At 39.0% G+C, this 13168-nt stretch carries 4 protein-coding genes; 2 read left to right on the top strand and 2 right to left on the bottom strand.

Features of this window, described 5'->3' with window-relative positions:
* Window positions 1-159: 159 nt before the first annotated feature.
* Both H6G08_RS35985 and H6G08_RS35980 read right to left on the bottom strand, forming a co-directional pair.
* Complete coding sequence (locus H6G08_RS35985) at window positions 160-8676, bottom strand: non-ribosomal peptide synthetase (RefSeq protein ID WP_190551970.1); 8517 nt, start codon at window positions 8674-8676, stop codon at window positions 160-162.
* 563 nt (window positions 8677-9239) lie between these two features.
* Window positions 9240-10004: an SDR family oxidoreductase gene (locus tag H6G08_RS35980; protein ID WP_190551968.1), complete on the bottom strand. Its 765-nt coding sequence runs from the start codon at window positions 10002-10004 to the stop codon at window positions 9240-9242.
* A gap of 293 nt (window positions 10005-10297) precedes the next feature.
* On the opposite strand from H6G08_RS35980, the gene H6G08_RS35975 reads away from it, so the two are divergent.
* Both H6G08_RS35975 and H6G08_RS35970 read left to right on the top strand, forming a co-directional pair.
* On the top strand, window positions 10298-10873 hold the full coding sequence (locus H6G08_RS35975) for an aspartyl/asparaginyl beta-hydroxylase domain-containing protein (protein ID WP_190551966.1): 576 nt from the start codon (window positions 10298-10300) through the stop codon (window positions 10871-10873).
* Between the two features lie 18 nt (window positions 10874-10891).
* On the top strand, window positions 10892-13168 hold a 2277-nt coding region (locus H6G08_RS35970), incomplete at its 3' end, for a non-ribosomal peptide synthetase (RefSeq protein ID WP_190551964.1).

The following is a 13168-nucleotide window of genomic DNA, read 5'->3' as shown; positions in this document are numbered from 1 at the left end:
CCCCATTGTTCAACTGCCCAAGTTTGGAGGTCTGTGAAATTTTCTAATTTCATACTCTGACTCTAATACACCCCATTTCCACTTTAAAAGATGTTGGTAATGACAAGCCCTTATAGGGTGAGGGCGTTTTTGCACATTTGGGATGCTCCCGTATTTTCATTACGCCGACCTACTTAAAACTGCTGTAATTTCTGCTGCCAATTTTTGCAGATGCGGATTTTTCAAAATCGTTTGATGTTCGCCGGTTAAAGAACAAACATACACCTGATCCTGGGTTAAATTCTCCCAACCTACAGTAGGATCGTCAGGAAATTGCTCTGCCAATGATGCAGTTTTAAACAGTGAAATAGCAGCTTTAATAGTTTGCGGTTGATAACGCAGACTTGCTTGTACATTAGCTTTGTAAACGTTAACTAACCCAGTAATTAAATTTTCTCCTGAATCTGGGGGAACAAGTTCAGACTGCTGCAAAATTTGCAGTACATATTGAAATTGTTCTGCTTGGTTGCGGCTGGATAATTCTTCGTAGGAAATATTGATATTTGTGTTGAAATGAATTGCTATTTGCTCAACAATGAAGCACAGAATAGCCGCATCATCTTCTAAAGAAGTTTCAATTTCTAATGTCGGTAATGGGGGATGGGTATCAATAATTAGTAGATTTTCTACCTGTTCACCCATAGCTTCTAGTTGAGACGTAATTTCAAATGCAATTAATCCTCCCAAAGAATGACCGCCTAATAAATAAGGGCCAGAAGGTTGGATGGCGCGAATCGCTTTGATGTAACTAGCAGCCATTGCTTCGACAGTTGCTAACGGCGGTTGTTTCCCATCTAAACCACGTGCTTGCAGTCCATAAACTGGGCGTTCTTGACCTAAAGTTTGCGCCAGTAAGGAGTAAGAAAGAGCATAACCACCGGCTTGATGCATGAGAAATAAGGGGGGTAAATTTCCCTTGGTTTGGAGAGGAACTAAAACATCTAAATCGCTGGTTGTCCGCTCTTGCTCTATTAAAGCTGCTATCTTTTCAATTGTACTTTCTCGGAATAAAGTAACAACGGGTAAATTGCATTCTAAGCGGTTTTCAATTGCGGCAATTAAGCGAATTGCTAATAAAGAATGACCGCCTAAATCAAAGAAGTTTTCAGTGACGCCAATAGGGTTAACTTGGAGAATTTCTTCCCAGATTTCTACTAATTTATATTCTAATGGTGTTCTTGGTAAAATTTGGTTGTTGGATGCAGTTTTTCTTTCTACATTCAGTGAAGCTAGAGCTTTTCTATCAACCTTGCCATTAGGTGTTAAAGGTAAAGAATCTATAATGACAAAGCTAGCTGGAACCATGTAATCTGGCAGTTTTTTCTTTAGGAAATTCCGTAGCTGATTTACTGAGGTAAGCTGCTCAGTTACAGGGACAATGTATGCAACTAAATTTTGACTTCCTACTGCATCTACATTAGTAATTACAACTGCATTAACTACATCTGGATGCTGATTTAATATTTCTTCAATTTCTCCTAGTTCAATGCGGAAACCGCGAATTTTAACTTGGTTATCAATGCGTCCTAAAAATTCAATATTACCGTCGGGAAGATAGCGAACTAAGTCACCTGTTTTATACAGACGCTCTGATTTAACAGAATTGAAAGGGTTAGCAATAAATTTGTCAGCAGTCAATTCTGGACGGTTGAAATATCCCCTGGCTAGTCCAGCACCGCCTATGTACAATTCTCCAGGAACACCAATCGGTACTGGTTGCAAATTAGAGTCAAGAATATAAGTTTTTGTGTTGTGAATTGGTCTACCAATAGGGACATTTTTTTGATTTATTTCGGCTTGACAAGTCCAGAAAGTAGCATCAATACAAGCCTCAGTTGGGCCGTAAAGATTATACAGATTCACATTTAGTTTCTTCAATAAACTTTCTTGCAGTACTAAAGGTAAAGTTTCACCACCGCAGAAAATATGTTTAAGAGAATTACATTTTTCAATTCCCTCTTGTTCTAAAAGCATTTGCAGCAATGATGGTACAAGTTGCACAATAGTTACTTGTTGTTGGTTGATAACTTCCAGCAAATAACTAACATCTTGATGACCGCCAGGTTTAGCAATGATTAACTTTCCACCGACTAATAAAGGTGCGTAAAACTCCCAAATTGAAGCATCAAAACTAAAGGGAGTTTTTTGTATTACTGTGTCTGTTTCTTGGAAAGCAAAGGTTGTTTGCATCCATAACATGTGATTGCAAATAGCACGGTGATTAATCATCACCCCCTTAGGCTTACCTGTAGAACCAGACGTATAAATGATATATGCTAAATTATCTGCTATTGTCCCGCTAACTGGGTTATCTATACTTTGTTGAGCAATAATTTCCCAGTCTCTATCTAAACAAATCATCTGTGCATTATTTTGCAGGCTCAATTTTGGTAGTAGTTGTTCTTGGGTTAATAATATAGATATCTGCCCATCTGCTAACATGAAATTGATGCGTTCTTGGGGATAAGCTGCATCGATGGGGAGATAAGCACCACCAGCTTTCAAAATTCCTAATAATCCTACTACCATTTCTAGAGAGCGTTCAATACAAATGCCTACTACTACCTCTGGTTTAACCCCTAAATTTTGGAGGTAATGGGCTAATTGATTAGCAAGTTGATTTAACTCATCATAAGTTAAATATTGATTTTCAAATAATACTGCTATTGCATCCGGTGTTTTCTTGACCTGAATTTCAAATAATTGATGGAGAGATATATCTTCAGGATAATCAACTTGATTATTTTGCCAATTTACTAATAGCTGATGTTGCTCAGTTGGTGTTAATAGAGGTAGTGCAGTAATGCACTGTTGGGGATTAGCTACAATAGCTGTTAGCAAAGTTTGGAAATGTCCTACCATCCTCTTAATGGTTGTGACATCAAATAAATCGCTTCTATATTCCCATTGTCCTTGAATTCCTTGTTCTGTTTCTGTCATCAACAAAGTTAAATCAAACTTTGCTGTTACCTGTTCTGTTTCCCAGGGAGTTAATTGTAAATCGGGTAATTCTAGTTTACCCATTGGTGCATTTTGCAAGACAAACATCACCTGGAATAAAGGATGATGACTGAGATTTCTTTCTGGCTGAATTTCTTCGACTATTCTCTCAAAAGGTACATCTTGATGGGCATAAGCTTCTAGGGTTTCTTCTTTAATGCGTAATAGTAAATTGATAAAATCAGGATTGCCGCTTAAGTTAGTATTAATTACTAAAGTATTGACAAAAAAGCCAATTAATGATTCAACTTGTTTGCGGTTGCGGTTAGCAATTGGTGTCCCAATTAATAAATCTGTTTTTCCGGAATAACGCATTAACAGGGTACTAAATACCCCTAATAAACCCATGAATAAAGTAGCACCTTGAGATTCGCATAATTTTTGTAATGCTGTGGATGTTTCACTATTGATTGTAAAGGATACTGCACTGCCTTGATAACGCGCGATCGCTGGACGGGGATAATCTGTGGGTAATTCTAAAACCTCTATTTTCCCAGTGAGTTTTTGTTTCCAGTAAGCTAATTGTGCTGGTAGTTGAGTTTGCTCAAAAGTTGTGCGTTGCCAATGGGCAAAATCTGCATATTGTATAGGTAGAGGCTGTAATTTGGCTGCTTCTTGGCGACAAAATGCTGTATAAGATAAGGATAATTCCTCAATGATTAATCCCAACGACCAACCATCAGCAATAATATGATGGATGACTAAAACAAAAACATAAACATCTGCGGCTAATTGATAGAGATGAACGCGAAGTAAAGGTAGACTGCGCAGATTGAAGGAAGTGGTAATGGCTTGGTTAATTAATTCTTGAAGTTGTTCTGTTGGCTGTAGTTCAGTAACGATTAAGGGGACTGAATAAGCAGGGTGAATAACTTGAATCGGAACACCATCGACACTTTCAAAAGTGGTGCGTAATACTTCGTGGCGGTGAATTATGGTTTGTAAACTCTGCTGTAAGGCTACGCGATTTAACTTTCCATCTAAGCGAAATGCAACGGCGATGTTGTAAGCAGGATTATTGGGTTCTAATAAATCTAAAAACCACAGTCGCGATTGAGAGAAAGATAGGGGTAAATTTTGGCGATCGCTAAATTGAGGGATAATATCTAAAGCTGCATTACTACTATTATTAGTATCTTCCGCCAGACGTTCAATTTCTGTTGCTAAACCTGCAATGGTGGAATATTCAAAAACTGTCCGCAATGGTAAAGCTAAATTAAATTCTTCCCGAATTCGCGAAACTAATTTAGTTGCTAATAGTGAATGTCCTCCTAAATGAAAGAAATCATCAGCGATACCAATTTGTTCAATTCCCAAAACATCACTCCAAATGTGACATAGTTTTGTTTGGGTGGGTGTTGTCGGTTGAACAAAAGATTCTCTGGTAATTTCTTGTTCTCTATCGGGTGCTGGTAAGGCGCGTCTATCTAGCTTCCCACTGGGAGTCAGAGGAAAGCTTTCTAGTAGTACAAAAGATGCGGGACGCATATATTCTGGTAATTCTTCCCGCGCCTGTGCTTTTAATTGAGAAATTAAGGTTTTCGCCAAACGTGCTTTCAGAGGATTAATGGCGTAATAATTAGCAACTTGATGCCCTATTTTATGACTAATTGGCATTACCGGCGAACGGCGTTTATCGTTTGTTTTCGGGTAGAAACAAACATCAAAATATTCATGATTTAAATCTGGAGAGTAGCTGATAGTTACTTCACAACCGATTGCTTGCGCCAGAGTATATAAATCTGCGGGGTCGATTGCTGATGCTAAATCGAGTTGATGAATAAATTCGCGTAATTCTCCAATATTCTGACTATTAATATTACTATTATTACCTTGCAACCATTGCCAAATAGCTGCATCTTTAATTAACCGCGCATTGGGAATACCACGCCAACCAATTGCACCTACTGCGCTAATTTTATCTCGTAAATCATCTAATTGGAGATTTGCAGTTTCCCAATCTTGCCAAACAACTTCAACAATATCATGTGGTTCTGCGCCTGATTTATGTAAAATCGCATCATAACGATATTTGGTTAATTCATTATGGTTATTTTCAGCTTTGAGATGAACTTCAACTGCGGCGATATCGGGGAAAGCCTGAGTTAAATTAACAAAGAAACTAGGATCAATGACTAACTCGCTTTCGGCTGCTGCTAGGCGATTAACTTGAATTTGAAAATTCTCTCTATCTATATTATCTGCTGCTTGAAACAAGCCAACGCTACTATGGAAATAATTGAGAAGGGGTAAGCTACGGTTATCGCCAATAAATAAACTACCGCCCGGTGCTAATAATTGTAAAGCCCCAGCAATTACCTGCTGTAAATATTCCAGGGAGGGGAAATATTGCGCAACAGAGTTAATAATAATTGTATCGAAGTAAGCAGTGGGAATATCTGCAAAATTAATCGCTTCTCTAGAGAACAAGCGCACATTAGATAAAGATTGATTTTGGAGAATATTTGTTAAGCGGTTAATCGCTGCTTGAGAAAAATCAGTTCCCCAATAAGCCTCAACTTGCGGTGCGATATTCAACAAAATCATTCCTGTACCACAACCAATTTCTAATACCCTTTGAGGTTGTAGTGCTTGGATTCGCTCCAGGGTATTATCTAACCATTGACGCATTTGCGCGGCGGTAATCGGTTGGTTATCGTAACTATTATTCCAACCAACAATATTAAATGCTGGATCGGTTTCTGTGTCACCACCCTGATAGGTTTCGTTAAAAGTATATTGCCATTCTTGGGTTTGTTCTTTGGTTAAATCTTGTTGGGAAAATTGATTTTTCGCTACGATATAAGCTGCTATTCTCATATCTTCCTGGCTAGTTTCCCGGACTATCACTAAAGCATCCTTTACCCCTGGATGACGTTTCATTACTGCTGCAATTTCGCCTAATTCTATGCGAAAACCCCGAATTTTAACTTGATGATCGTTGCGTCCGATATATTCAATTTCACCGTTATCAAGGAAGCGCGCTAAATCACCAGTTTTATACAGACGTTCTGGTTTTGTATGATTAAAAGGATTGGGAATCATCCGTTCGGCGGTTAATTGGGGACGGTGAAAATAACCGCGAGTTACACCCGCGCCACCAACATACATTTCCCCGACAACACCAATAGGAACGGGTTGACAATGACGATCTAAAATATATAAAGAAAGGTCAGGAATTGGTTTACCAATTAAACTTCCTAAACGTTGTTTAACATCCCGTAACCTGATGGGACGATAAGTAACATGAACTGTAGTTTCCGTAATCCCATACATATTTACTAGTAAAGGAAACTCTTCATCGTGGCGTTCAAACCAAGGTTCTAAGCTGGCTAAATCCAGAGCTTCCCCACCAAATATCACATAGCGTAATTCTAATTCTCCTTCTCTCCCCAGTGATGCTTCAGCTTGCATTAATTGGCGAAAAGCTGAGGGAGTTTGGTTTAAAACTGTGACTTTGCGATCGCAAAGTAAATTATAAAATTCTTCTGGAGAGCGACTGACTAAATAAGGTACAATAATTAAAGTTCCCCCAAAGAAAAGAGCGCCCCAAATTTCCCAAACAGAGAAATCAAAGGCGCAGGAATGAAAGAGAGTCCACACATCTTTAGGGTTAAATTTAAACCATTTTTCCGTCGCCAACATTAACCGCACAACATGACGATGGGTAACGACGACTCCTTTCGGTTTTCCTGTGGAACCACTGGTGTAAATAATGTAAGCAGCGTTATCGGGATGAACTAAAACCTCTGGTGCGGTGGTTGGTTGTGTTGCTAGTTCAACCTCGCAATTATCGATAAAGATAGTTGTGGCTTGGTGGGGGGGAATTTGTGCTTGAAACTGGCTATGGGTAAGCAAAACTGCAACTTGACTATCTTCCAGCATATAAGCAATGCGATCGCTTGGATAGTCAGGATCGAAGGGAACGTACACACCCCCAGCTTTCAATATAGCTAAAATAGCCACCAATAAATCTAAAGAACGAGACAACCACAACCCCACCCTCGATTCTGGTTTGACACCAAGATTAATTAAATGATGGGCTAATTGATTGGCGCGATGATTTAATTGTTCATAGGTAAGACTTGTTTTTTCAAAAATGAGTGCTGTTTGCTGCGGACGTAATTTTACCTGTTGACTAAAAACTTCATGTAAACAAGATGTGACAGCAAAAGTTTGCTGCGGTTGAACGGGTACTAATGGTGCTAATTCTTCTGGAAGCAAGAAAGATAACCGACTTACTGGTGTATCTGGTTGCGTCACTAAACTTTCGAGCAATTGACAAAAATGACGAGCAAATCTTTCTACTGTTTCTCGTTTGAATAAATCAGTATTATAGGAGAAAACCCCATGTAAACTATCTGCGCTTTCAGTAATGAATAATTCTAAATCGAAACGCGCTGCTTCTTGATTAGCTAATATCGAAATTTCTAAATCATCTATGCCAAAATTTGGTTTAGGTGCATTTAATAAAGTAAAGGCAATTTGAAATAAAGGATTACGACTAGTATCGCGTTCAATATTTAAGCGTTCTACCAAAGTTTCAAAAGGTACTTCTGTATGTTCAAAAGCTTCCAAAACCGTTGTTCTGACTCGATTTACTAGAGTGCGAAAACTTGGTTCATCGCCTAAATCAGTGCGAATAACTAACATATTGACGAAAAAACCAATGAGTTTTTCCGCATCAAATCCCGGACGGTTGGCGATAGAAGTTCCTACGGGTATATCTTCTTGTCCCGTGTAACGAGACAACAGCGCTTGAAACCCAGCCATCAGCGTCATAAACAAAGTCGCACCTGATTTTTGACTGAAGGTGCGCAGGTTTTTGCTGAGATAATTTGGTAATTCAAATTTGACTAAATCGCCGCGAAATGTTTGTAAGCGAGGACGAGAAAAATCCAGTGGGAATTGCAATATAGGTAATTCTGATAATTGTTTTTCCCAATAATTCAGGCTATTTGCTAAAGTTAAAGGATTGAATTTTTCTTGTTGCCATACAGCATAGTCTGCATATTGAATTTTTAACTCGGCAATTCCGGTTTTATCTCCTTGAATTGCCTTTTGATACAAAATAGCAATTTCTTGTAAAATTACACCAATAGACCAAGCATCAGCAATAATATGATGTAGAGTCAAAGTGAGAATATATCGCTGTGGTGTCAGGCGAAAAAGTCGCGCGCGAATGAGGGGCCCTGTGGCTAAATCAAAGGTATAATCAGCTTCCGAACGTCCTATATGAGAAATTTCTGGTTCAGTGTCTGTAAGAGAGCGATCGCTCCAATCTTCTAAGCTAATTTCTGTAAGATAATGGGGGTGAATTATTTGTCTAGCTTCACCATCAATATTCGTAAATGTGGTACGCAAGCTTTCATGTCTTTGTTGCAATTCGCGAAAAGCTTGCTGTAAAGCCTCAACATTCAGCAACCCTTGCAGACTGAATACAGAACAAATATTATAAGCCGAAGATGTCGGTTCTAATTCATATAAAAACCACAAGCGTCTTTGTTGAAAAGATAATGGCGCTTCTTGAAGACTGCGCCGGGGAATAACAAACTGATCTGCTTCCTGGTTGATTCCGTCTTCTTCTAGCAATAATTCTAAAAGTTCAATATCGTTAATATCTGAATAGTTCATCATAAAAATTCAAAATTCAAAATTCAAAATTTAAAATGAAAGACATTTCCATTTGGATATTTATACCCCCATTGATGAAAATAAGCTATCTGTAGATGAAGCGCCAGAAGAATTCGTAGAGGTTGCGTAAGTCCTAAGAGGATGTTTTAAAAGTCCTCTTGTTAGTAATGAAAAGTTTTCGATCCCCCTAAATCCACGCCACTTGCTACAACGGGGAGGCAGCCGCGTGGGCGGGTTTCCCGACTTGAGCGGACTGCCGTGGGAACCCCTAAGGGCGCAGGGCTGCCCCTTAAAAAGGGGGACTTTAAGAAGTTTTCCCCCCTTAAAAAGGGGGGTAGGGGGGATCGATTAGTATCTCAAATCACAGCCAAAAACTTTTCAAACACCCTCTAAGTTTTATCGGAGGAGCTATTACACTTTCCTAATATCTATCAAAATCGCCGATAAAGATATTTTTTTCCAGCTTTATCTCAACATCATTAATATTCTCCATCTATTCATATTTTTGTCAAGCACAATCATAATTACTGGGGAAATATACAATTTTTTGAGATTATTTTTGCAGATTAAAATCGCGCACCACCATCTACATCAATGACGCTACCAGTAAAATAGTCACATTCAATAATAAAACGCATAGCTTGCCAGATTTCATAAGGTTCAGCTATGCGCCCCAGGGGTATTTCTGCTGTCATTTGGGCTAAAGCTTCAGGAGATACGCGGCTGAGAATGGGAGTATTAGTTAATCCTGGGGCAATACCTGCTACCCGAAATCCAAAAGGCGCTAACTCTAAAGCCCATGTGCGTGTATCTGCATCTAGTCCTGCCTTAGAAGCACTATAATTTGACTGTCCGGGATTGCCCGATCTGGTAACAGAGGAGATATTGACAATCAAACTGGGGTTAATGTTTCTCTCTATCGCCGCAGCTGCAAATTCTCGCGCCATCAAAAAAGCACCGGTTAAGTTAACATCAATCACTCGCTTCCATTGGGCTGTGGGTAATTTCCGTAGCCAACCTTCTTCATCCCGTGTAACTAGTAACCCATCACGGAGAATACCAGCATTATTTACTAATGTATTAATATTTTCAATCTTTTCAAAAGCTTGGGTAATAAAATCTTTTACCGAAGTTTCATTAGCTACATCTAAATGAATTCCATAAATTTTTCCTGATAGTTCTAGACTTGCTGTTTCTAGTTCTTTCAAGCCATCCACATCCAAATCGCCACCTATAACTTGTGCGCCTACACGCGCTAATTCTAAAGCGATACAACGACCAATTCCACTAGCAGAACCAGTAACGATCGCACTCACATTTTCTAGTTTCATATTAATTTTTTAAATTGTTAGCAATTGCAAATTGAGAATTTTTAATGTTAATTGTAAACAGTGATACATATTTCTGCTGATACATTCGTACCATCAGAAATATATGTCACATGAAAAGCTTACAAAATCAGGTTTTAGTTGTGACGAAATTCTAGCATAGCTGGCGAGCAAAAATTTTTGTAACGCAAGATTTACTTTATACATCAGCTTGAAAGCATGATATACTGCTCACGATCAAATCCAAATTCATAAAAATTCAACACCACACTTTAGTAATTTAATAAAATAACATAATGTTTTTCCCAGCTAGTGACTTTGAATTTGCAACAGCTTTAGAGGCCAATTGGTTAACTGTGCGTCAAGAATTAGAGCAGTTACAACCTAAAAACTTTATTGATTGGCCAGAAAAAAATATTTACAACCAAGGCTGGGAAGTTTTTGGACTTTATGCCTTTGGGCAAAAAATCGCCGAAAATTGTCGATTATGTCCAGAAACAACTAAGTTAGTGGAAGCAATCCCTGGTATGCTCACAGCAGGGTTTTCTTCTTTAGCTCCTGGTACTTATATCGGGCCGCATTTTGGCGCAACTCAAGCTGTACTGCGCTGTCACTTGGGGGTAATTGTGCCCGATAACTGTGCAATTAGGGTAGATAAAGAAACTAGAAGTTGGCAGGAAGGTAAATGCTTAATTTTTGATGATACCTTTGAACATGAAGCTTGGAATAAATCCGAGCAAACAAGAATTGTATTATTAATAGACTTTACCAGACCTGCATCTACCATTAATGAACCATTAACCAGTAATCAAAAAATTGATGAAGAGTATTGGTTAAAGATTTTATCTCAAACTGAATCAGTCTCCAAGTAATTAAATATACTGGAATATATGGAAGTTTATGTATTGCCTTTGTCTTTGGCGCAAAGGCAGATATGGTATCAGGAAATCTTAAATCCTGGCAATATTGCCTATAATATTCCGATTGCTTTACGCTTAGTTGGTAATCTTGACCAAGTAGCTTTAGAGAAATCCTGTCGGCAAATTATTCATCGCCATGAGATTCTCAGGACAACCTTTGCTATAGAAAATGGTGAACCTGTTCAACTAATCCACAGCGAACAGGAATTTTTTTTAGAGCAAAAGATTCTCGATTTACCAGCAGATAATATTCACAGTATTTTAGAAACAGAAGCGCAAATTCCCTTCAACCTTGTCACCGGGCCGTTGATGAGGGTAGTTTTATATGAGATATCCCCACAAGAGCATATTCTGTTAGTGAATTTGCATCATATTATTAGTGATGGTTGGTCTTTGGGTATATTTGTTCAAGAATTAACAAAATTTTATCGTGCATTTGTTACTGGTAAAAAAGTCGCTTTACCAGAATTGCCAATTCAATATGGAGATTATGCTGAATGGCAGTTAAATTGGTTAAAAACCCAGCCTATTCAACAACAATTAACTAATTGGTCAAATAACCTCCTAGCACCTTTACCAATTTTAGATTTACCTTTAGATAAACAACGTCCAGCTACCCAAACTTTTTCTGGTGCGGTGTTGCGAGAACCTCTGTCACCATCTCTCACATCGGCGTTAGAAGCATTAGGAAAAGCCGAAGGTGCTACCTTTTTTATGGTGGCATTAGCAGTTTATCAAGTTTTATTATTTCGTTATTCTGGTCAAACTGATATTATTGTTGGCAGTGCGATCGCTAATCGGCAACAGAGTGAAATTGCCCATCTCATCGGTTGTTTCGTTAACAGTATAGCTTTACGTGGTGACTTGTCTGGGCAACCCACATTTAGGGAATTTCTCCGCAGCATCCGCCAAACTTGTGTAGCAGCTTATGCTAATCAAGATGTCCCTTTAGAACTGTTAATAGAGAAACTGCAAATCCAACGAGATCCTAGCCGTTCGCCGATTTTTCAAACTCTGTTTGTCTTACAAAATGCACCCATCGGCGAAATTCAATTACCAGGACTGACAGCGACACCTATATATATAGATAATGGCGGCGCTAAGTTTGATTTGAGTTTGATGCTAGAACCCTCTGAATCGGGATGGCAAGTTGCACTAGAATATAACACCGACTTGTTCGCCTCAGAAACAGCCCAAAGGTTATTAACGCATTATCAACAACTGTTAATTAATGTTGTGAATCGCCCGGATGTTAACATTAACGCCTTACCGATGTTAACAAACGCGGAACGTCAAGAACTTTTAGTTTTAGGTGCGAGTAAAGAAACTGCTAAATGGGAACCGACAAACTTAGTTGAACTGTTTATTCATAGCGCCCGTAAATATTCCGATAACATTGCTATTAGCAGCGCCGAAGAAAAATTAACTTATCAGCAACTAGATGAACGTTCTCAGCAATTAGCGGCGATTTTGCAACAAAAAGGCGTTGGCAGAGAAACAAGAGTCGGAATTTTTCAAGAACGCAGTGCAGCGTTAGTAATTTCGTTACTAGCAGTTTTAAAAGCTGGCGGGACTTATGTACCTTTAGATCCCCAATATCCCCTAGAAAGGCTAAGTTTCATCGCTGAAGATAGTGGTATTAGCCTGATATTAACCACAGAAAATTTACTTTCTCAGCTACCAGTTAAGTTAGGGGAAATCTTGGTCATTGACAATATAAAATTGACCGCAGATATTACCGTAAATGCCGAAATTATTCCCCAACAAGCAGCTTATATTATTTACACCAGTGGTTCCACCGGACAACCCAAAGGCTGTTTAGTCACCCATTACAACGTAGTCAGATTGATGGGGAATACACAAGCGTGGTTTGACTTTAATGAAAACGACGTTTGGACATTATTTCATTCCTTCGCCTTTGACTTTTCTGTGTGGGAAATTTGGGGAGCTTTATTATATGGAGGGAAACTAGTTGTAGTTCCCTATTTAGCCAGTCGTTCTCCCGAAGCTTTTCGCCAGCTGTTACAACAAGAAAGCGTTACCATCCTCAATCAAACGCCATCCGCTTTTCGTCAACTTATCCGCGCCGATGGAGAATTTGCAGATGAAAAACTCCACCCACAAGGGGATGGAGTTTTTGGGCATCGGGCATGGGGCATCGGGCATGGGGAAGAAATTACCAATGCCCAATGCCCAATGCCCCAAGCGGCGGGGCGGCTGTCCCTCTCCACCCACAAGGGGATGGAG

This window comes from Calothrix anomala FACHB-343 (assembly GCF_014696435.1).
GTDB classification, from domain to species: Bacteria; Cyanobacteriota; Cyanobacteriia; order Cyanobacteriales; family Nostocaceae; genus Aulosira; species Aulosira anomala_A.
Note: the sequence above shows the minus strand (reverse complement) of the source record. Positions and strands in the feature narration are given on the sequence as shown.